Source organism: Actinomadura sp. 6K520 (genome assembly GCF_004349245.1).
Classification (GTDB): domain Bacteria; phylum Actinomycetota; class Actinomycetes; order Streptosporangiales; family Streptosporangiaceae; genus Spirillospora.
Genome location: NZ_SMLC01000053.1, coordinates 22,800 through 42,086, shown reverse-complemented (window position 1 = coordinate 42,086; position 19,287 = coordinate 22,800). Strand labels below are relative to the sequence as shown.

Here is a 19,287-nt window from a genome sequence, read left to right as displayed (position 1 = left end):
CCCCCGGTGACGCCCCCTCAAGCACCCGCACCATCGCGAGCTGGAACGGCTGGATGACCACGGCCAGCAGGGTTGTCCCCAGTGCGAGCAGGACCACCTCGGCCAGGCCGAGCCCGGAGGCCGTCTTCCACGCGTCCTCGAACCGGAGCCTCCCCCAGGCTCCCGCCCAGACGAGCGTCAGCAGCCACAGGGCCGCCGCGTAAGTCGGGAAGTATCCGACCAGGAAGAACCGCCGGCCGAACCCCGCTTCCGACGAGGATTTGATCATCGCGTCGAGCTTCACGCCACGACCCCGGCGAACGTCATCTCCCCGTGGGACCCGCACACCGGCCGGAGGCGGTCGTCGTAGAAGGACGCGTACGTCGTCGTCCCGCACATCCCGTCGGCGCACTGGAAGCGGAGCAGGCGGTAACGCGTCGACCGGCCCGGCAAGACGGAACGTTCCGCCGTCGCGAACCCGGCTCCGGCGGTCGCGGGCCTCCCCGGCTCGGCCCCGGTCCCGCACACCAGCGCCCTGGTGCTCACGGCCACGCGCTCTCCCTCGTGGAGGAGCAGCACGCGATTCAGCCGCGCATCGGTCCGGAACAGCCGCGACAGCTCGTCGGCGACCTCGTCGGTCCCGAGCGCCGGGTCCACCTCGAACTCGCGGTCGGCCGCGGCTTCGGCCAGGCCGTCCCGATCGAGGACCTCCTGGTCGATGAGGCCACCGAACCTCGCCTGGACGTCACGCAGAGCCTCGTCGTCCAAAGATCTCCCCCGGCTTCGACCACTCACGACCGGGACCAGCTTGCCATTCGCGGTGCGTCGCGGCAGGGGAGGCGATGCGATCGTGACCGGCCACTACCGGACGTTCCCCGGGCGGGGCGATCTGTGGGTCAGGGGTGTTCTGTGCGGACGTGCCGGAGGAGGGAGGAGAGTTCCAGGTGGGACTCGTGGCAGCGGTCGCAGGCCCAGACGCCGCTCGGCACCGTGAAGCCGTGCGTCACGGCGTCGTCCCGCGCGCACAGCCGGTGGTAGGTGTGGACGAGGCGCCGCCACGTCCGGCGGACCGCGGATGGCATTCCCGCTCCCTTCCCGAACCGATCACAAGGATCGGTCCAGGATAGGGCAACGGGAAAGTCAAGCCGACACGCCGGGGATCACTGGCCGCTGCGCACGCCGGGCTGGCCCTGCGCGTACTCCAGCGGCCGGGCCGCCTTGCGTCCCGGCACGTCCGTCCGGGCGCGGGTCTTGCCGAGCGGAAGGATCGTCCGCCCGAAACTGCCCTCGAACATCATCGCGGCGGCCGTGTACAGGGCGATGATCGCGGACGCGACGAACAGCCAGCCGCCGACGTTCAGCGACCAGTCCGACGGCGCGAACCAGCCCGCCGCGGTGAACCCGGCGCCCGCGGCCAGCGTCGCCAGGAGCGCGGTGATCGCCAGGTTCTGGCCGAGCGCGGCGATCGCGCCCAGGGCGGTGATCACCGCGAGGCCGACCCACCAGAAACCGAAGCCCTGGTTGACCGTCCCCGCCACGGGAGCCAGCGCCACCGGATAGACGCCGATGCTGATCAGCATGAACAGCAGGCCGAACGCCACCCAGAACGAGCCCCACATCCCGTGCATGGCGGTCGCGATCCCGTCCCGGGCCCGGTAGGACCAGACGGTGGCGACGAGCTGCGCGATGCCGCCGAACACCAGCGCGAACGGCCACAGGATCAGCGGGGTCAGGGCGTTGCCGTACCACTCGGCCTGCCACGCGCCGACCATCATGGTCGCGCCGGCGAACCCGAACAGCCCGAGGATGGACGGCGCGGCGATCGGTGCCAGGACGACCCGTGTCCGGTCCTCCCACATCGCGTGCTCGCTCCGTTCGGGGCCTCTCCCAGGCGCCGCCGGGGCGGCTCCCTCGGCGGGCGTCGCGGCCGCCTGAGCGCCGGGCTCCGGCGTTGCGGCACGCCCTCTACGCCTTACCATGAAATCCCCCTTTGTTCGGAGAGCCGTGTATTCGTGGTAACCGTGCCTGAGCAGGCCAAACGACCACAAGAACCACCATTTCCGGCGGGACGGCAGTCCTTTACGCGCAATTCGAGGGGGCATGGGAATTGCATTGCCGCCGCGCCTGCCCGGTCCGCGCGTCCTGTCCGCGTGCCTACGCCCGGGGGCGGCAGTGGACCCGCAGGCCGGGGGTCGCGCTCCAGCCGATCAGCCGGAACAGCCGCTCGATGTGGGACGACACCGAATGCAGGACGAGCATGCGGTCGCGGGCGTGCAGTTCCCGGGCCGCCAGGGTGAAGGCGCGCAACCCGGCGACGTCGACGAACTCGACGTCGGCCAGATCGACGTGGACGTCCCCGGGCACGCGGTCCCGGGCGCCGCCGAGGACGCGCGACACGTCGCGGGCGTTCGAGACGTCGATCTCCCCCGCCATCCGCAGCCAGGGCGAGGACGACCCGCCCGCGACGCGCAGCAGCGCGGTGTCGTGCTCGACGATGTCGTAGCGCGGGGAGGCCCGCCGCCCGGACTCCAGGCCGCCCTCACCGTCGGTGATCCGCCAGACCGTCATCCGCTCCTCGCCTATGGCCGGGGGCGCCGCTACCGGGGGCGGCCCCGTATATGCCAGGCTCTCATCTGTCGGCACCTTCTGAACCCCACCGGGCGGGAAAACCACCATCGGGAGCCCTTTTATGGACGAGAAGGCGATACTGCACCGCATCAGCGAGTTCATCGAGGAGGAGCACGCGCTGCGGGACGCGCACGAGCGCGCCGAGACGGACGGCGACGAGGCGCGGCAGCGGCTCCGGCAGCTCGAGGTGGCGCTCGACCAGTGCTGGGACCTGCTCCGGCAGCGCCGGGCGCGCATCGAGGCGGGGCAGAACCCGGACGAGGCGCGGGTGCGTCCCGCCTCCCAGGTCGAGGACTACCGCCAGTAGCCGGGCACGGGCGGCGGGGCCGTCCGGCGCGTCAGCGGTCCGGCAGCAGCCTGGCGGGCGTGATCGGCAGGTCGCGGACGCGGACCCCGGTCGCGTGGTGGACGGCGTTGCCGATCGCCGCGGCGGCGCCCACGATGCCGATCTCGCCGATGCCCTTGGCGCCCATCGGGTTCAGGTGCGGGTCCGACTCCTCCAGCCACACCGCCTCGATGTCGAGGACGTCCGCGCAGGCCGGGACGTGGTACTGGGCGAGGTCGCGGTTGAGGTAGTCGCCGAACCGCTCGTCCATGACGCTCTCCTCCATCAGCGCCATCCCGATCCCCATCGTCATTCCGCCGACGAACTGCGAGCGGGCGGTGACGGGATTGATGATCCGCCCGGCGGCGAACACGCCGAGCATGCGCGAGACACGGACCTCCCCGGTGTCGATGTCCACCTCGACCTCTGCGAAGTGGGCGCCGAAGGCGTGCCGGGCGTACTCCTCCTGCACCTTGACCTCGTCGGCGGTGTCGGCCGACGCCTCGACGCCCTCCGGCGGGACGGAGCCGTTCAGCCTCTCGCGCAGCGCCTCGCACGCCCGGACGACGGCGGTGCCCCAGCTTGCCGTCCCGCTCGATCCGCCCGCGACGGACGCGGCGGGGAGGGAGCTGTCGCCCACCTCCATGCGCACCCGGCCGAGGTCCGCCTTGAGCGTCTCGGCGGCGAGCACGGCGAGCGCGGTGCGGGCGCCGGTGCCGATGTCGGCGGCGGCGATCCGGACCGTGAACGTCCCGTCCGGCTCGGCCCGCGCCGTGGCCCGGCCGGGGTTGAGGCGCGCCGGATAGGTGGCGGCCGCGACGCCCGTCCCGAGCAGCCTGCGGCCCGCGCGCCGGGAGCGGGGCGCCGGGTCGCGGCCGGCCCAGCCGAACCGCCCCGCGCCCTCCCGCAGGCACGCGACGAGGTTGCGGGAGCTGAACGGCAGGCCGCTCTCCGGCTCCCGGTCGGTGTCGTTGCGGACGCGCAGCTCGACGGGGTCGATGCCGGCGGCGACGGCCAGCTCGTCCATCGCCGATTCGAGCGCGTACATGCCGGGGGTCTCGCCCGGCGCCCGCATCCACGACGGCGTCGGGACGTCCAGCCGGACGACCCGGTGCGTCGTGCGGCGGTGCGGGGCCCGGTACATGATCCGGGTGGGCGAGGCCGCCTGCTCCGCGAACTCGCGGACCGTGGACGTCTGCTCGACCACGTCGTGCACGATCGCGTTGAGCCTCCCGTCCGCGTCGGCGCCGAGCCTGAGCCGCTGGATGGTGGGCGTCCGGTAGCCGGTGGTCGCGTACATCTGCTGGCGCGGCACCGCGAACTTGACCGGGCGGCCGACCTCCCGCGCGGCCATCGCGGCCAGCACGGCGTTCGGACGGGGCGTGCCCTTGGCGCCGAACCCGCCGCCCACGTGCGGGGACACGACCCGCACCTGCTCCCGGTCAAGGCCGAAGATCCTGGCGAGCGTCCGCTGGTGCGAAGACGCGCCCTGGGTGGACTCGTAGAGCGTGAGAGAGCCGTCCTCGTTCCAGTGGGCGACGGTGGTGTGCGGCTCCATGGGGTTGTTGTGCTCGGCGGGGGTCGTGTAAGTGACGTCTACCTGCACGTCCGAGTCGCTGAACGCCGCCTCCGGGGCTCCCTGCTCGGTGTCGGCGGGCAGCCCGGCGTTGACCTCGTCGGGCCTGTAGAGGCCGGAGTGGTCGTCGCGGAACCGCACGTCCGGGGCCTCGGCCGCGTACTCGACCCGGAGCAGCCGGGCCGCCTCCCGCGCCGTCTCCAGCGTCTCGGCGACGACGGCGGCGACGAACTGGCCCCGGTAGGAGACCGTCCGGGACTGGAGGACGGCCAGCTCCCCGTTCGACCGCGACGCGAGCGGCGGCGCGTTCTCGCAGGACAGGACGGCGAGCACACCCGGAAGCCGCCGCGCGGACGCGGTGTCCACCGACACGATCTCGCCCCGTCCCGCCTCCGCCTGCACGGCCGCGAGATAGGCGGGGTCCTCCATCGGGTACTCGTAGGCGTAGCGGGCCTGACCGGTGACCTTCTCGCGGCCCTCCAGCCGGTACGTCATGTCCTCTCCCCCAGCTCGGTCTCCCCCAGTTCGGCCAGCGTGCGCACGATGAGGTTGCGCGCGAGCGGCACCTTGTAGGCGTTGTCGCGCAGCGGTTCCGCGGCGGCGAGCTCGGCGTCGGCGGCTCGGGTGAACGTCTCCTCGGTCGCCGGGGCGCCCCGCAGCACGTCCTCGGCGTTCCCGGCCCGCCACGGCTTGTGGGCGACGCCGCCGAGCGCCAGCCGCGCGTCCCGGACCGTCCCGTCGCGGACGTCCAGCGCCGCCGCGATCGACACCAGGGCGAACGCGAACGACGCGCGCTCGCGGACCTTGCGGTACGCGGCCGGCATCCGCAGCGGCGGCACCACGACCGCGGTGACGAGGTCGCCCGGTTCGAGCGTCGTGTCGCGCTGCGGCTCGTCGCCGGGGAGCCGGTGGAAGCCGCCGAGCGGGACGGTCCGCTCCCCGTCGCGGCCGACCACCCGGACCGACGCGCCGAGCGCCGCGAGCGCCACCGCCATGTCGGAGGGCTGGGTCGCGACGCACGCGTCCGAATGGCCGAGTATCGCCAGGTTGCGGTGCTCGCCGTCGCGTGCCGGGCAGCCGCTTCCGGGGTTCCGCTTGTTGCACGGCTTGGACGCGTCCTGGAAGTAGGAGCAACGCGTGCGCTGGAGGAGGTTGCCGCCGACCGTCGCGAGGTTGCGGAGCTGGCCGGACGCGCCCGCCAGGACCGCCTTCGCCAGCATCGGGAACTCCTCGCGCACGGTCCGGTCGGCGGCGAGGTCGCTGTTGGTGACGGCGGCGCCGACGACGAGGGTCCCGTCCGGGGTCCGCTCAATGCGGTCGTGGGCCAGGCCGGTGACGTCCACCAGCTTCGCGGGCTCCTCGACTCCGAGGCGCATCAGGTCTACGAGGTTGGTCCCGCCGCCGAGGTACCGGGCGCCGTCCTCGTGCCGGGCCAGCGCGTCCTCGGCGCTGGTCGCACGCTCGTACGCGAACGGCCTCACGTCCGCCTCCCCTCCCCGACCACCTCGCGGAGAGCCGCGACGATGCCGGGGTAGGCGCCGCACCGGCACAGGTTGCCGCTCATCCGCTCGCGGATCTCGGCGTCGTCGAGGACCGGCCCGGCCGCGACGTCCTCGGTGACGGCGCTGGGCCAGCCCTGTTCGGCCTCGTTCAGCATTCCCGTCGCGGAGCACAGCTGGCCGGGGGTGCAGTACCCGCACTGGAAGGCGTCCTGCTCGATGAACGCCTCCTGCAGGGCGCTGAGCCGACCGTCCCGCGCCAGCCCCTCGACGGTGACGATCTCGGCGCCGTCGTGCGCGACGGCCAGCGCGAGGCAGGCGTTCGCGCGGCGCCCATCGAGCAGGACGGTGCACGCGCCGCACTGCCCGTGGTCGCAGCCCTTCTTCGAGCCCGTCAGTCCGAGATCCTCCCGCAGGACGTCCAGCAGGGAGGCGCGGGTGTCGACGCTCAGCCGGTGCTCCGTCCCGTTCACGACCAGGGCGATGTCGGCGACGACCGGGGTCACTTCGCTGTCCATGCTCCGCCCCCTACCCCGGATCACCGGGGTGAGTCGGCGGCCGGGCGGCGCGGTCAGGGCGGCGCGGTCAGGCAGGCGCGCTCACTCGTCGTCGGAGCCGGAGAGGATCTCCACGAGCGTCCGGGCCGTGTCGGTGGGCAGCGGCGCGGGGAGCCCCCGCCACTTGCGGGACGCGGCCATCGCCGCGGCACCGGCCCCGCCCCCGTACACGGTGGCCGCGACGAACGACGCGAGCTCCGGCGGCAGCTTCTTCTCCAGCAGGATGACGTTCATCCGGTAGGTGGCGGCGGTGGCGAGCATCCCGAAGGCGCCCGCGACCGCGCCCAGCCGCAGCGCCGGGACGCGCTGCCGCATCTTGTCGATCATCTCCTGCTGGGCGGCGTCGACCACCCGCCGGGCGAGCAGCAGGTTTTGCTCCAGCGGGTCGTCCACCTCCGCGGGTTTACGCGACTCCGTCATGACCCACCTCCGTCATGACCCATCGGTACCCCAAGGAAGGCGAAAGAACCGGGAGAGCAATATGTCACCGTCGGTAACTTTGCCGGTGCTGTAAGTTGCCGACCGGACCCCGACAGAGAGGCCCGTCGATGCAACCGTTCGAGCTGCCCGACTTCTACGTCCCGCATCCCGCGCGCCTGAACCCCCACGTGGCGGGCGCGCGGGCGCACACCATGGCGTGGGCGCGCGAGATGAGGATGCTGGACGACGACCGAGATCCCGGTACGCCGGACATCTGGGACGAGCCGGCGCTCGAAGCGATGGACTACGCGCTCCTGTGCGGCTACACCCATCCCGACTGCGACGGCCCGGAGCTCGACCTCATCACCGACTGGTACGTCTGGGTGTTCTACTTCGACGACCATTTCCTGGAGGTCTTCAAGAAGACCCAGGACCAGGCGGGCGCGCGGGCCTACCTCGACCGGCTTCCGCTGTTCATGTCGCTGGACCCGCCGGAACCCGCCAACGCCGTCGAACGCGGCCTCGCCGACCTGTGGGCGCGCACGATCCCGGCCCGGTCGGACGCGTGGCGGGCGCGCTTCTCGGAAAGCACCGTGAACCTGCTCCGCGAGTCGCTGTGGGAGCTGTCCAACATCAGCACCGGCCGCATCCCCAACCCGGTCGAGTACATCGAGATGCGGCGCAAGGTCGGCGGCGCGCCCTGGTCGGCCGACCTCGCCGAGCACGCGGCGGGCGCCGAGATACCCGAGCGCGTCGTCGGGACACGGCCGCTGCGCGTCCTCAAGGACACCTTCTCCGACGGCGTCCACCTGCGGAACGACATCTTCTCCTACCAGCGGGAGACCGAGTCCGAAGGCGAGGTGAACAACGCCGTCCTGGTGATGGAGCATTTCCTGAACGTGGCTCCCCAGGCGGCCGCGGACACCGTCAACGACCTGCTGACCTCACGGTTGCGCCAGTACGAGAACACGGCCCTCACCGAACTCCCGCACGTGTTCGAGGACCACGCCCTCGACCCCGCCGAGCGGGCCGCCGTCGCCACCTACGTGAAAGCCCTCCAGGACTGGCAGTCCGGCGGCCACGAATGGCACATGCGCTCAAGCCGCTACATGAACGAGAAGTCAATCGGCATGTCGGCGGCCCGCATCCCCGCCCTGCTGAAATCCGCGCGGATCAGCCTGCCGCACGTCCCGTTCCAGAAGGTCGGGCGGACGCCGCTGCCGGAGTTCGACATCCCCTACCCCGCCCGCGTCAACCCGCACCGCGAGAGCGCCGGACGCAACGTCGTCGCATGGGCGCGCGAGATGGGCATGTTCTCCCCGCAGCCCCGGCTGCCCGTCCCGGTCTGGACGGCCGAGACGCTGACCGGCATGGCGCTGGAGATCTGCGCCGCGTCCCTGGACCCGGACGCCGGCCCGGAGGCGCTCGACCTCGCCACCCAGTGGCTCGCCTGCGGCACCTACGGCGACGACTACTTCCCCGCCCTCTACAACCGCGACCGCGACATGGCCGGCGCGAAGCTCTTCAACGCCCGCGTCCCCGCGTTCCTGCCGCTGGACTGCGGCGCCACCCCGCCCCCCGGGAACGCCTTCGAGGCCGCACTGGCCGACCTGTGGCACCGCACCGCCTCCCCCATGGACGACCGCGGCCGCCGCGAGTTCCGCGCCGCCGTCGAGCACATGGTCGAAAGCTGGGTCTGGGAACTGAACAACCACCTCCAGTCGCGCATCCCCGACCCCGTCGACTACATCGAGATGCGCCGCCACACGTTCGGCTCCGAGATGACGATGAGCCTCTCCCGGATCGAGCACTCGCACGCCATCCCGGCCCACGTCTTCCAGACCCGCACCCTCCGGGAGATCGACGCCTCCGCCATGGACGTCGCCTGCCTCCTCAACGACTGCTTCTCGTACCAGAAGGAGATCGAGTACGAGGGCGAGCTCAACAACGGCGTCCTGGCCATCGAGAACTTCTTCGGCTGCGGCCGGGACGAGGCCCTGCCCATCGTCAACGACCTCATCACGTCCCGCCGCCGCCAGTTCGAGCACCTGGCCACCCGCGAACTTCCGGCCCTGGCCGACGAACTCGACCTGGACGACACCGCCCGCACCGCCCTGACGGCCTACGTCGGCGAACTCCGCGACTGGCTCGCCGGCATCCTCAAATGGCACCGCGAAACCGACCGCTACGACGAGCGCGAGCCCCTCCCACGCATCCCGAAACCGACCGGCCTCGGTACCTCGGCCTTCTACCTGTTCGCCCGCGCGTCCCACACCGCAACACGTCCCTGACGACGGGCATCCACCGCAAATGCAAGAAGTTGCACTTCAAATGCAGGAGACTACACTTGACGGTATGGCTGCTGAGACCAGGAAGCGCAAGGGCAGGGCGGCGCGCGACCACGGCAAGGTACAGGCACAGACTCTCGGTTTCTCCGTGCACGCGGAGGACCGGCCGATCCTCGATGAACTCGTCGACTACTTCGGCGACGGGAACAGGTCGGCGTACCTGCGCGCCACCTACCGGGTCATGAAGTCGATCATGCTGGCGGAGCAGATGCGCGACCTCCAGTCCTACGGTCAGCAGCGCACCGCGGAACTCGGGATCGAGCCCGCCGACGTACCAGAGCGGATCCGGGAGTTCCTCAAGGGCGAGAAAGACGTCTGACCGTGTCGACCCCCGTGGTCTACGACATCAATGTGCTGGTGACGGCCGCGGCCACCGGCAACAGCCCGTTCCGGTCGTGGCCGTCGCCGCCCCCGACGTCCGGGAACGCCTCGGCCGACTGCCTGGGCGTCGCGAACGACGCCGCGGAATTCTCGCTGTGGCTGTCCCCGCACATTCTGCGGAACATCGAGCGGATTCTCGTGGAGCTGTTCAAGTGGGAGGAGGCGAAGGCCGGCGCCTACCTCACGGCACTCGTCGCGATCGCCGAGCACAGCGGCGGCGACGTGATCGACCCGCCGCGCACCGTGCACGACTGTCCCGATCATGAGGACAACCTGATCCTCGACCTCGCGGCCGAGGTCGGGGCACTGCTGGTCGTCAGCAACGACGCCGACCTGATCTCCATGTCGCCCTGGCGGGGAACGCCCATCCTCCCGCCAGACCTCTTCCGCCAGAAGGTGGACGGCATGCGCCGCCACGCCCGCCGCCGCTGACGCTCCCGGCTGCGCGCCGAGCCCCTCCCACGCATCCCGAAACCGACCGGCCTCGGTACCTCGGCCTTCTACCTGTTCGCCCGCTCAGGTCGCTGAGCGTCCTCCGTGCCCTCCGGTGCCGGGCGCGGGGCGGGGATCATGAGGGCGTGGCGCTCGTCGGGGGTGAGCCGCCGGAACACGCGGCTCCGGGCCCGCTCGACGAGCGCCGCGCCGTCGGTCACGGCCTCCCAGATCCGCACCGTCCGGTCCCCGGAGGCGGTGGCGATGCGGGTGCCGTCGGGCGACCAGGCCACGTCCCAGACCTCGTCGTCGTGGACGGCCGCGACGGCCAGTTCCCGGCCGGCCGGCGCGTCCCACAGCCGGACGGTCCGGTCGGTCGACGTGGTCGCGAGCACCCGGCCGTCCGGTGACCACGCCACCGACCACACCCACCCGTCGTGACCGGACAGCACGGACACCTCCGCCCCCTCCGCGGCGCTCCACACCCGGACCTCGTGGTCGCCGGAGAGCGCCGCGATGTGCGCGCCGTCCGGCGACCAGGCCAGGGCGCGGGCGGCTCCCCCCGGCACGGACAGCACCGTGAGCCGCAGGCCGGTCCCGGCCTCCCAGATGAGGACCGTCCCGTCCTGCGCCGCGGAGGCGAGGCGCGCGCCGTCGGGCGACCAGCAGACGGCGCGCACGGTGTCCTCGTGGCCGCGCAGGACGAGCGGCGCGGAGCCGTCGCGGTCCTGGAGCCGGATGGTGCGGTCGTCGGACGCGCTGGCCAGCCTGGTGCCGTCGGGCGACCAGGCCACGGCCCGCACCCAGTCGTCATGCCCGTCCAGGACGGCCTCCTCCGCGCCGTCCGCCGTCCAGACGCGCACCGTGCGGTCGCGGGAGGAGGTCGCGAGGCGGGTGCCGTCCGGCGACCACGCCACGTCCCATACCTCGTCGGTGTGCCCGCTCAGGACCCGCGGCCCGTCATCGGCCCAGACCCGCACCGTCCGGTCGTACGACGCCGAGGCGAGGACGCCCGCGGCGGACCAGTCGACCGCCGCGACCGTGCCTGCGTGCCCGCGCAGCACCGCGACCTCCGCGGCCCGCTCGGCGTCCCAGAAGCGGACGGTCCGGTCGTTGGAGCCCGTGGCCAGGCGGGAGCCGTCCGGCGACCAGGCCACCGCGCGCAGCGGCTCGCCGTGCCCGCGGAGCACCGCGAGCTCGGACCCCGCCACGGCCGGCCAGATCCGGATCGTCCGGTCATGCGAGGCGGTGGCCAGCCTGGTCCCGTCCGGCGACCACGAGACGGCCCACACCAGGCGCCCGTGCCCGTGCAGAACCCGGCCGCACGCGCCCGTCGCCGCGTCCCAGATCCGCACCGTCCGGTCGTAGGAGCAACTCGCCAGGCCGGTGCCGTCGGGCGACCAGGCCACCATCCGGACGGTTTCGTCGTGGCCTTCGAGCACGGCCGTGCACCGCCGGGTCACCGCGTCCCAGATCCGGACCGTGCGGTCGTCGGACGCGCTGGCCAGCCTGGTCCCGTCCGGTGACCAGGCCACGCCGCGAACCCATCCCCCGTGGCCGCTCAGCGTCGCCGTGGTCGCGCCGTCCGCCGGGTCCCAGATCCGGACGTCGCCGTCGCGTGACGCGGAGGCGAGGCGGGTGCCGTCCGGCGACCAGGCCACGCCCCACACCATGTCGCCGTGGCCGCGCAGCAGCGCCACCCGGGCGCGGGCGGCCACGTCCCACACGCGCACCGTACCGTCGTCGGACGCCGACGCGAGCCGCAGCCCGTCCGGCGACCAGGCCACCGACACGACCGCCGCCTCGTGGCCGCGCAGCACGGCGACCTCGGCGCCCGCGCCGTCCCAGAGGCGGATCGTCCGGTCCGAGGACGCCGTCGCGATCAGCCGGCCGTCCGGCGACCAGGCCACCGACCAGATCTGGTCGCCGTGGCCGCGCAGGACGCCGCGCACCCGGGACACCGCCAGCGCCGCCGACAGCGCCCGGCGGGCCAGCGGCGTCGGTGCGCACTCCTCGTGCGCGGCCAGGGCGAGCAGCAGGCTGTGCTCCGGGTCGGTCAGGTAGCCGGCGAGCGCCTGCCGTGCGATCGAGTCCGCCAGCCTGCGCATCGCCGCACCGTCGGAGCGGTGGGAGATCTCGACGAACTCCAGGGCGAGCGGCTCGATGGCGGCCAGCCCTTCCGCCTCGGCGACCCACTTGCGCGCCGCGGACAGCCGCTCACCGCGCAGCAGGTACGCCTCCTGGCGTCCGTAGCGGTCCCATTCGGCGGCCCACTGCTCCAGGTCGGCGATCCGGCGCAGCACCTCGGCGTGCAGGGCGATCGTCTGCCGCAGCGGCGCCCACGCGGAGAACAGCGCCTCGTGCGAGACCTCGAAGACGGCCTCGTCGCCGTCCCGCCCGCTGGTGCACAGCCGCTCGCGGACGAACGCGTCCACGACCTGCCGCCCGGCGTCGTCCAGTTCCCGGCTCGCCACCCGCCGCCGGGTCGGCCGCCCCTCGGTGAACTTGACGAACTTCACCAGGGTCTGCAGGACGGGCGGTGCCGGTTCCAGCGCCTCCAGCTCCCCCATCAGCCGGTCGGCACGCCGCGTCAGGGCGCCGTCGACCCCGCCCGCGCGGCGATAGTCCTCCAGCGTGATCGTGCCGTTCCGGCCCGCCCGCAGGTACAGCTCGTGCAGGAGGTAGGCGAGCAGCGGCAGCGCCGTCCCGTCCCCGGTGTCCTCGGCCATCTGCGCGACCAGTTCGGGCGGCTCGAACGTGACGCCCGCCCGCTCGGCGGGTTCCCGGATCACCGTCCGCAGCGCCGCCCGGTCGAGCGCCGTCACCGTGAACGGATGCCGGAACATGTCGGCGAACCCGCCGCTCAGGAACGTCGTCAGGAACTCCGCCCGGAACACGAGGACGACCCACAGTTTCGGATCGGCGTCCAGCGTGGCCCGGAGCATCCCGAGGAAGGCGTCCCGCTGATCGCCCTCCGTCAGCGTCAGCAGCTCCTCGGCCTGGTCCACGACGATCAGCACGGACCGGTTCCGCCGCCCCCGCCGCAGCCCGTCCACCCGCCGCCGGAGGCGCGCGGGCTCCCGCCGCAGCTCCCCGGCGATCTCCTCCGCGTCGGCACCGAGGACATCGGCGAGGCACTGGGCGAGACACCGGAACGGGTCGTCCTCGGGAGTCATCGACGGAACCACGATCCACCGCCGCTGCTGCACCAGCCGCGGCAGCAGCCCCGCGTGCAGCAGGGACGACTTGCCCACGCCGGACGGCCCGGTCACCGCGATCGACCGCGGCTCGCTCCCCGGCCGCAGCCGCTCGACCAGCTCCCGGATCTCACCGTCCCGCCCGAAGAAGACCCCGTCGTCGTCCTCGGTGAACGCGTCCAGCCCCGGATACGGCGACCGGTCGCCCCGCCACCCCGGCCGCGCGAGGTTCCGCCGCTCCTGCCCCTTCTCCCACGCCAGGACGAGCGGAATCAGCAGCATGCACACGACGATGACCGGCAGCGCCCAGTCCTGGACGACCTGCGTCGTCTGCGGCGATACCTGCAGCGCCAGCCCCAGCAGCGCCACCAGCAGGATCATCAAGTAACCGGGAAAGACCGGCCCCTGCCGCCGCCGCATACCCCGTCCCCCAGCCGCCAAAGCGAGATCACAAAGCCCATCTCATGCTACGTCCGGGCAAACCCGATGATCACCAAATCCGCCGGGCCGATCACGTGGCTCAGTCGCCGGAGCCGAAGACGGGCCGGCTCGCCGTCGGCGCCACCAGGTCGTCGTCGCGGACGCCGGTGTTCTGGCAGGCGTCCGCGCCCACCGTCAGGGGGTGAGGGCGTCGCGGGTGGTCATCAGGGCGAAGCCCAGGAGGTTCTGGCCCTGCCAGGCCGCGGGGTCCTCGGCGCGGGGGTCGTCGGCGGAGAGGCCGATGCCCCAGACGCGGTCAAGGGGGCTCGCCTCCACCAGGATTCGGGCGCGTGTGCCGAGGAGGTAGTCGCGCATGTCCTCGTGTTGCGCGAACTTGGCCTCGTTGCCTCTCGTGACAATGGTCGTTCGGTGCTCTTTCCATGTCCGTTCGTCGAAGTTTCTGACGCGGCGGCCGAGATCCTTCGCGCGGCGGGGATGTGGGGCGGCGAGGACGGCGGCGGCCGTTTCGCCGTCGCCGAATAGGCGGGCCTTTTCGGCCATCATGTAGTGCTCCGCGGTGGCGTAGGTCACGCCTTCCACGGTGAAAGGGGACGGCCACCACTGGCTCAGGTAGCCGGGCCCGGGGGTCTGGTGGCCCCAGAAGAACAGGAACTTCAGGCGGGTGCCCTGGTTCTGGAGGCGGATCAGCCCGGCTACGTCCATACGGGAAGGCTGCCACGAAGCGGGATCGGCGGCGACCGGGTTTCTCCCGTTCCGGAAAGGGGCGCGGCACGACGCGGTCTAGACCATTTTGCGGAAGCGGGTGGGTCGTCGGGAACATTTGCTTCGATCGGCCCGAACAGGAGGACGGCACCGAAGATGAGCACCCCTCTGGCGAACCCCCGCCGCACCAAGATCGTTGAGTGGCCCGAGCGGCGCCCCGCGGAAGCGGACTCCGAGCGCCCCGCGGAGGCCGAGGTCAGGCAAGACGATCTCGCGGCGCGTTGACCGGCCGTAGCCGGCCGATAGATGAGGACCCGTCCGGATCTCCGGGCGGGTTCTTCGTTTCCGGGCGGACGGGGAGGCGGCGCGCCCGGCGGCGTCCTGGACGGTAGGGCGGCGGGCGCGCCGCGGGTCAGCGGGGCGGGGCCGTGCTGGCGCGCAGGACGACCTCGCCGTCGACGCGGTCGATGCGGCTGCGGCGGGCGGAGGGCTCGCGGAGGGCGAGGCTCATGACGCGCTCGCCCATCGCGCCCAGCGGGAGCGCGACGGTGGTGAGCGGCGGGGTCAGGTCGCGGACGATCGGGATGTCGTCGAAGCCGGCGAGGGAGATGTCGTCCGGCACGGACACGCCGTGGTCGCGGAACGCGGCGAGCGCGCCGATCGCCATCACGTCGGTGACCGCGAACACGCAGGTCGGGCGGGTCTCCCGGCGGAGCAGGGCGGTCGCGGCCGCGTAGCCCCCGTCGCGGGTGAAGGCGGCCTCCACGATGTGCTCGGCGGGGACGGCGACGTCCGCCTCGGCGAGGGCGCCGGTGAAGCCGGCGAGGCGGTCGGAGACGGTGGTGAGGGCGCGCGGGCCGGTCAGGACGCCGAAGTCGCGGTGGCCGAGGTCGAGCAGGGCGCGGGCGAGGGCGGCGGCGCCCTCCCGGTTCTGCGGCAGGACGGCGTCGACCTTGAGGCTGCGGTGCCGGCTGAGGACGGCGACGCGGCCGCCGGTGCGCTGGTACGGGTCGAGTTCGGCGGCCATCGCGTGCTCCCAGTCGCGGTCCTCGAAGCCGGAGCCGATCAGCAGGATCGCGCGGGCCCGCTGCGCGCGGAGCATCGCCACGTACTCGACCTCGCGGGCGGGGTCGCGGAACGTGCTGGCGAGCATCACGAGCATGCCGTGCTCGGCGGCGGTGTGCATGACGCCGCGGGCGACGGCGGCGAAGTAGGGGTCGCTGACGTCGTGGCAGATCACCCCGACGGACTTGCTGGACGCGCTGGCCAGCGCCTGCGCGTGCGCGTTCGGGGTGTAGCTGAGCAGGGACGCGGCCTCCAGCACCCGCTCGCGCAGGTCGGCCCGGACCTGCGAGGTGCCGTTGAGGACGCGGGACGCGGTGGCGAGCGACACGCCGGCCTCCCGCGCGACGTCCTGCAGCGTCACGTAGGCCCGGCCGGCGGCCCGGTGCTCCTCCGCCGCTTCCGTCATCCCCGCCCCCTCGACGCGCCCCGCGCGGCGGGTCCGGCTGAACGACCCTCTTGACCGCGCGGGCGGCGGTTTCTACGGTACATCAGAAAGCGCTTTCTGAACGCGCTTTCCCGGGCACCGGCGGAGCACGCGCACGCCGCCGCCCCGGCACGCCGCGGTTCCGGTGCCCTCCGGTGGCCCGACACGGCGCGCCGACCAGGTGGAACACGACAGGTTGGGAAGGAACGGGATGGCACGCAGGTCCATCGGGATCGTGATGAACGGCGTCACCGGGCGGATGGGATACCGCCAGCACCTTCTCCGCTCGATCCTCGCGATCAGGGAGCAGGGCGGGGTCCGCACGGACGACGGCACCGTGCTGTGGCCCGAGCCCGTGCTCGTCGGGCGGAGCGAGGCCAAGCTGCGCGACCTCGCCGGACGGCACGGGCTGACGGCCTGGACGACCGATCTGGCCGAGGCGCTCGCGCGTCCGGAGACCGAGGTCTACTTCGACGCGCAGGTGACCGGCGCGCGGGCCGCCGCGATCCGCGCGGCGGTCGCGGCGGGCAAGCACGTCTACACCGAGAAGCCGCTGGCGGAGGACCTGGCGGGCGCGCTGGCGCTGGCGCGGCTCGCGGACGAGGCGGGCGTGCGGCACGGCGTCGTACAGGACAAGCTGTTCCTGCCGGGGCTGCTCAAGCTGAAGCGCCTGGTGGACGGCGGGTTCTTCGGCCGCATCCTGTCCGTGCGCGGCGAGTTCGGCTACTGGGTGTTCGAGGGCGGGTGGCAGGACGCGCAGCGTCCGAGCTGGAACTACCGGGCGGAGGACGGCGGCGGGATCATCCTCGACATGTTCTGCCACTGGCGGTACGTGCTGGACGGCGTGGTCGCGCCGGTGCGGTCCGTCCAGGTGCTGGGCGCGACGCACATCCCCGAGCGGGTCGACGAGGACGGCAAGCCGTACGCGGCCACCGCCGACGACGCCGCGTACGGGATCTTCGAGCTGGACGGCGGGATCGTCGCGCAGATCAACTCGTCGTGGGCGACCCGGGTGTTCCGCGACGAGCTGGTGGAGTTCCAGGTGGACGGGACGGAGGGTTCCGCGGTCGCGGGGCTGCGGCGCTGCCGCGTCCAGCACCGGGCGATGACGCCGAAGCCGGTGTGGAATCCCGACCTGCCGGCCACCGAGGACTTCCGGGCGCAGTGGCAGGAGATTCCCGACAACGCCGAGTTCGGCAACGGGTTCAAGGCGCAGTGGGAGATGTTCCTCCGGCATGTGGCCGGCGAGGGCGACTTCCCGTGGGACTTCTACGCGGGGGCGCGCGGGGTACAGCTCGCCGAGCTGGGGTTGCGGGCGTGGCGCGAGGGCCGCCGCCTGGAGGTTCCGGAGCTGACCCGATGAGGATCGAGCTCCCGGGAGCCGGCGGTTCGGCCGTCCCCCACACGATGGGCGAGCCGCGCGGCTACCCGCCGCCGCCCCGGCCGAGCACGTCGCGGGTGGCCTACGCGGCGGCGCACGTCGTGGCCGACCCGGACGGCGACTCGCTCGACTGGGACGCCACGCTGGCGTTCCGCCGCCACCTCTGGTCGTACGGGCTGGGCGTCGCGGAGGCGATGGACACCGCGCAGCGGGGCATGGGCCTGGACTGGGCGGCGACCCGGGAGCTGATCGCGCGGAGCGGCCGGGAAGCGCTTTCATCGGGTGGCCGGATCGTCTGCGGCGCCGGCACCGACCAGCTCCCCCCGGGCCCGGCCGCGCCGAAGGAGATCGTCGCCGCCTACGAGGAGCAGCTCGCGGTGGTCGAGTCGGCCGGCGCCGTCCCGGTGCTGATGGCGAGCCGTCACCTGGCCGCCGCGGCGCGCGGCCCGGACGACTACGCCTTCGTGTACGGGCGGCTGCTGTCGCAGGTCGCCCGGCCCGCGGTGCTGCACTGGCTGGGGCCGATGTTCGACCCGGCCCTGCGGGGCTACTGGGGTTCGGCCGATCTGGACGCGGCGGCCGACGCGCTGCTCACGCTGATCGCCGAGCACGCGCCCCGGGTCGACGGGGTGAAGATCTCGCTGCTGGACGCGGGACGCGAGATCGCTCTCCGCCGCCGCCTGCCGCCCGGTGTCCGGCTCTACACGGGCGACGACTTCCACTACCCGGAACTGATCATGGGGGACGCCGAGGGGCACAGCGACGCGCTGCTCGGCGTCTTCGACCCCATCGCGCCCGCCGCGGCCGCCGCCCTGCACGCGCTCGATGCCGGCGACACCGCGTCCTACCAGGAGATATTCGCCCCCACGGTGCCGCTCGCCCGCCACCTGTTCGAGACCCCGACCTTCCACTACAAGACCGGTGTGGTGTTCCTGGCCTGGCTGACCGGCCACCAGCGGCATTTCCGCATGGTCGGCGGGCTGGAGAGCGCGCGTTCCGTCCCGCACATGGTGCGTCTCTTCCGGCTCGCCGACGCGGCCGGTCTCTTCCCCGACCCCGGCCTCGCCGCGCACCGGATGCGCGCCTGGCTGACCGTCCAAGGAGCCGCCCGATGAGGTTCAGCCTCAACCAGTGGACGACCCGCGACTGGCGCCTGCCCGATCTGGCCATCGGCTGCGCGGCCGAAGGGGTCACGGGCGTCGGCCTGTGGCGGGAGCCCGTCGCCGAGCACGGCCTGGCCCGCACCGGCAGGCTCATGCGCGACCACGGCCTGACGGTCACGTCCCTGTGCCGGGGCGGCTTCTTCCAGGAGCGGGACGCCCTGGCCGACAACCGCCGCGCCATCGAGGAGGCCGCCGCGCTGGGCGCGCCGGTCCTGTGCCTGGTCGCCGGCGGCCTGCCGGACGGGTCCCGCGACCTCGACGGCGCCCGCTCCCGCGTCGCCGAGCTCATCGCCGAACTCGCCCCCTACGCCGGCGAGCACGGCGTGCGGCTCGCGATCGAACCGCTCCACCCGATGTACTGCTCCGACCGCTGCGTGGTCTCCACCCTGCGCCAGGCCCTGGACATCGCCGCGCCGCACCCGCCGTCCCAGGTCGGGGTCGTGGTCGACACCTACCACCTGTGGTGGGACCCGGACGTCTGGGACGGCATAGCCCGCGCGGGCGCCGCGGGCCGCCTCGCGCTGTTCCAGGTCGCCGACTGGGTGACCCCGCTCCCCGAAGGCGTGCTCACCGGCCGCGGCATGCTCGGCGACGGCCGGGTCGACCTGCGGCGCTTCCGCGCGGCCGTCGACGCCGCCGGCTACACCGGCCCGATCGAGGTGGAGATCTTCAACGACGAGCTGTGGGCCATGCCCGGCCCGGCCGCCCTCGAACTCACCCTGTCGCGCTTCGCCCAGCACGTCCTCTAGGGGGCGGGCGCGCCCGGTAC

At 73.0% G+C, this 19,287-nt stretch carries 20 protein-coding genes; 8 read left to right on the top strand and 12 right to left on the bottom strand.

Annotation, left to right across the window (positions count from 1 at the left end):
- The 5 genes from E1289_RS16545 to E1289_RS16525 form a co-directional block, all read right to left on the bottom strand.
- Positions 1 to 268 (bottom strand): hypothetical protein (locus E1289_RS16545; protein ID WP_207928999.1); only part of this gene is annotated, 268 nt, incomplete at its 3' end.
- Between the two features lie 11 nt (positions 269 to 279).
- Entirely contained in the window at positions 280 to 747 is a 468-nt protein-coding gene (locus E1289_RS16540) for a hypothetical protein (RefSeq protein WP_131981014.1), read from the bottom strand.
- 128 nt (positions 748 to 875) lie between these two features.
- A complete protein-coding gene (locus E1289_RS16535; protein WP_131981012.1) occupies positions 876 to 1,061 on the bottom strand; it encodes a hypothetical protein in 186 nt (61 codons plus the stop codon).
- Positions 1,062 to 1,139: 78 nt separating this feature from the next.
- Entirely contained in the window at positions 1,140 to 1,838 is a 699-nt protein-coding gene (locus E1289_RS16530; RefSeq protein ID WP_165970500.1) for a GPR1/FUN34/YaaH family transporter, read from the bottom strand.
- A 295-nt stretch (positions 1,839 to 2,133) separates the two neighbouring features.
- Positions 2,134 to 2,547 (bottom strand): STAS domain-containing protein, encoded by a 414-nt coding sequence (locus E1289_RS16525; RefSeq protein ID WP_165970499.1) that lies wholly within the window; start codon positions 2,545 to 2,547, stop codon positions 2,134 to 2,136.
- Between the two features lie 121 nt (positions 2,548 to 2,668).
- On the opposite strand from E1289_RS16525, the gene E1289_RS16520 reads away from it, so the two are divergent.
- On the top strand, positions 2,669 to 2,914 hold the full coding sequence (locus E1289_RS16520) for a DUF2630 family protein (RefSeq protein ID WP_131981006.1): 246 nt from the start codon (positions 2,669 to 2,671) through the stop codon (positions 2,912 to 2,914).
- A gap of 31 nt (positions 2,915 to 2,945) precedes the next feature.
- On the opposite strand, the gene E1289_RS16515 is transcribed toward E1289_RS16520, so the two are convergent.
- From E1289_RS16515 to E1289_RS16500, 4 genes are all read right to left on the bottom strand, one after another.
- On the bottom strand, positions 2,946 to 5,003 hold the full coding sequence (locus tag E1289_RS16515; protein ID WP_131981004.1) for a xanthine dehydrogenase family protein molybdopterin-binding subunit: 2,058 nt from the start codon (positions 5,001 to 5,003) through the stop codon (positions 2,946 to 2,948).
- Positions 5,000 to 5,989 (bottom strand): xanthine dehydrogenase family protein subunit M, encoded by a 990-nt coding sequence (locus tag E1289_RS16510; protein ID WP_131981002.1) that lies wholly within the window; start codon positions 5,987 to 5,989, stop codon positions 5,000 to 5,002. The genes E1289_RS16515 and E1289_RS16510 overlap by 4 nt, the downstream gene beginning before the upstream one ends.
- Entirely contained in the window at positions 5,986 to 6,525 is a 540-nt protein-coding gene (locus tag E1289_RS16505; protein WP_131981000.1) for a 2Fe-2S iron-sulfur cluster-binding protein, read from the bottom strand. Before E1289_RS16505 ends, E1289_RS16510 begins: the two co-directional genes overlap by 4 nt.
- Positions 6,526 to 6,606: 81 nt before the next feature.
- Positions 6,607 to 6,984 carry a phage holin family protein gene (locus E1289_RS16500; protein WP_131980998.1) on the bottom strand — a complete coding sequence of 126 codons (378 nt, stop codon included), beginning with the start codon at positions 6,982 to 6,984 and terminating at the stop codon, positions 6,607 to 6,609.
- 128 nt (positions 6,985 to 7,112) lie between these two features.
- Here E1289_RS16500 and E1289_RS16495 point away from each other — a divergent pair, with 128 nt between their 5' ends.
- The 3 genes from E1289_RS16495 to E1289_RS16485 all read left to right on the top strand — a co-directional run bounded on the left by E1289_RS16495 (position 7,113) and on the right by E1289_RS16485 (position 10,145).
- Positions 7,113 to 9,275: a germacradienol/geosmin synthase gene (locus tag E1289_RS16495; RefSeq protein WP_131980996.1), complete on the top strand. Its 2,163-nt coding sequence runs from the start codon at positions 7,113 to 7,115 to the stop codon at positions 9,273 to 9,275.
- A 64-nt stretch (positions 9,276 to 9,339) separates the two neighbouring features.
- Entirely contained in the window at positions 9,340 to 9,651 is a 312-nt protein-coding gene (locus E1289_RS16490) for a hypothetical protein (RefSeq protein WP_131980994.1), read from the top strand.
- 2 nt (positions 9,652 to 9,653) lie between these two features.
- On the top strand, positions 9,654 to 10,145 hold the full coding sequence (locus E1289_RS16485) for a PIN domain-containing protein (protein ID WP_165970498.1): 492 nt from the start codon (positions 9,654 to 9,656) through the stop codon (positions 10,143 to 10,145).
- A 68-nt stretch (positions 10,146 to 10,213) separates the two neighbouring features.
- On the opposite strand, the gene E1289_RS16480 is transcribed toward E1289_RS16485, so the two are convergent.
- Positions 10,214 to 13,723, bottom strand: coding sequence for an AAA family ATPase (locus tag E1289_RS16480; RefSeq protein ID WP_165970497.1), 3,510 nt, complete (start codon positions 13,721 to 13,723; stop codon positions 10,214 to 10,216).
- 234 nt (positions 13,724 to 13,957) lie between these two features.
- Positions 13,958 to 14,485, bottom strand: coding sequence for an NADAR family protein (locus E1289_RS16475; protein WP_131980987.1), 528 nt, complete (start codon positions 14,483 to 14,485; stop codon positions 13,958 to 13,960).
- 156 nt (positions 14,486 to 14,641) lie between these two features.
- Between E1289_RS16475 and E1289_RS40140 the strand changes: the two genes are divergently transcribed.
- Positions 14,642 to 14,770 carry a hypothetical protein gene (locus tag E1289_RS40140; protein ID WP_279487349.1) on the top strand — a complete coding sequence of 43 codons (129 nt, stop codon included), beginning with the start codon at positions 14,642 to 14,644 and terminating at the stop codon, positions 14,768 to 14,770.
- A gap of 127 nt (positions 14,771 to 14,897) precedes the next feature.
- Here E1289_RS40140 and E1289_RS16470 read toward each other — a convergent pair whose 3' ends face one another.
- The gene (locus E1289_RS16470) at positions 14,898 to 15,956 is read right to left on the bottom strand and encodes a LacI family DNA-binding transcriptional regulator (protein ID WP_131980985.1); all 1,059 of its coding nucleotides are present in this window, start codon (positions 15,954 to 15,956) and stop codon (positions 14,898 to 14,900) included.
- A gap of 229 nt (positions 15,957 to 16,185) precedes the next feature.
- Between E1289_RS16470 and E1289_RS16465 the strand changes: the two genes are divergently transcribed.
- From E1289_RS16465 to E1289_RS16455, 3 genes are read left to right on the top strand one after another with little or no spacing between them, the layout of a single operon-like run.
- The gene (locus E1289_RS16465) at positions 16,186 to 17,337 is read left to right on the top strand and encodes a Gfo/Idh/MocA family oxidoreductase (protein ID WP_131980983.1); all 1,152 of its coding nucleotides are present in this window, start codon (positions 16,186 to 16,188) and stop codon (positions 17,335 to 17,337) included.
- Positions 17,334 to 18,470, top strand: a complete 1,137-nt coding sequence (locus tag E1289_RS16460) for a dihydrodipicolinate synthase family protein (protein ID WP_131980981.1) — start codon at positions 17,334 to 17,336, stop codon at positions 18,468 to 18,470. Before E1289_RS16465 ends, E1289_RS16460 begins: the two co-directional genes overlap by 4 nt.
- Positions 18,467 to 19,267 (top strand): sugar phosphate isomerase/epimerase family protein, encoded by an 801-nt coding sequence (locus tag E1289_RS16455; RefSeq protein ID WP_131980979.1) that lies wholly within the window; start codon positions 18,467 to 18,469, stop codon positions 19,265 to 19,267. Before E1289_RS16460 ends, E1289_RS16455 begins: the two co-directional genes overlap by 4 nt.
- Positions 19,268 to 19,287 lie beyond the last annotated feature (20 nt).

Bases quoted from the DNA above. Each gene is read 5' to 3' on its own strand.
- E1289_RS16535 (WP_131981012.1), bottom strand. From the start codon at position 1,061: ATGCCATCCGCGGTCCGCCGGACGTGGCGGCGCCTCGTCCACACCTAC.
- E1289_RS16530 (WP_165970500.1), bottom strand. From the start codon at position 1,838: ATGTGGGAGGACCGGACACGGGTCGTCCTGGCACCGATCGCCGCGCCG.
- E1289_RS16525 (WP_165970499.1), bottom strand. From the start codon at position 2,547: ATGACGGTCTGGCGGATCACCGACGGTGAGGGCGGCCTGGAGTCCGGG.
- E1289_RS16520 (WP_131981006.1), top strand. From the start codon at position 2,669: ATGGACGAGAAGGCGATACTGCACCGCATCAGCGAGTTCATCGAGGAG.
- E1289_RS16515 (WP_131981004.1), bottom strand. From the start codon at position 5,003: ATGACGTACCGGCTGGAGGGCCGCGAGAAGGTCACCGGTCAGGCCCGC.
- E1289_RS16505 (WP_131981000.1), bottom strand. From the start codon at position 6,525: ATGGACAGCGAAGTGACCCCGGTCGTCGCCGACATCGCCCTGGTCGTG.
- E1289_RS16500 (WP_131980998.1), bottom strand. From the start codon at position 6,984: ATGACGGAGTCGCGTAAACCCGCGGAGGTGGACGACCCGCTGGAGCAA.
- E1289_RS16495 (WP_131980996.1), top strand. From the start codon at position 7,113: ATGCAACCGTTCGAGCTGCCCGACTTCTACGTCCCGCATCCCGCGCGC.
- E1289_RS16490 (WP_131980994.1), top strand. From the start codon at position 9,340: ATGGCTGCTGAGACCAGGAAGCGCAAGGGCAGGGCGGCGCGCGACCAC.
- E1289_RS16480 (WP_165970497.1), bottom strand. From the start codon at position 13,723: ATGATCCTGCTGGTGGCGCTGCTGGGGCTGGCGCTGCAGGTATCGCCG.
- E1289_RS16475 (WP_131980987.1), bottom strand. From the start codon at position 14,485: ATGGACGTAGCCGGGCTGATCCGCCTCCAGAACCAGGGCACCCGCCTG.
- E1289_RS40140 (WP_279487349.1), top strand. From the start codon at position 14,642: ATGAGCACCCCTCTGGCGAACCCCCGCCGCACCAAGATCGTTGAGTGG.
- E1289_RS16470 (WP_131980985.1), bottom strand. From the start codon at position 15,956: ATGACGGAAGCGGCGGAGGAGCACCGGGCCGCCGGCCGGGCCTACGTG.
- E1289_RS16465 (WP_131980983.1), top strand. From the start codon at position 16,186: ATGGCACGCAGGTCCATCGGGATCGTGATGAACGGCGTCACCGGGCGG.
- E1289_RS16460 (WP_131980981.1), top strand. From the start codon at position 17,334: ATGAGGATCGAGCTCCCGGGAGCCGGCGGTTCGGCCGTCCCCCACACG.
- E1289_RS16455 (WP_131980979.1), top strand. From the start codon at position 18,467: ATGAGGTTCAGCCTCAACCAGTGGACGACCCGCGACTGGCGCCTGCCC.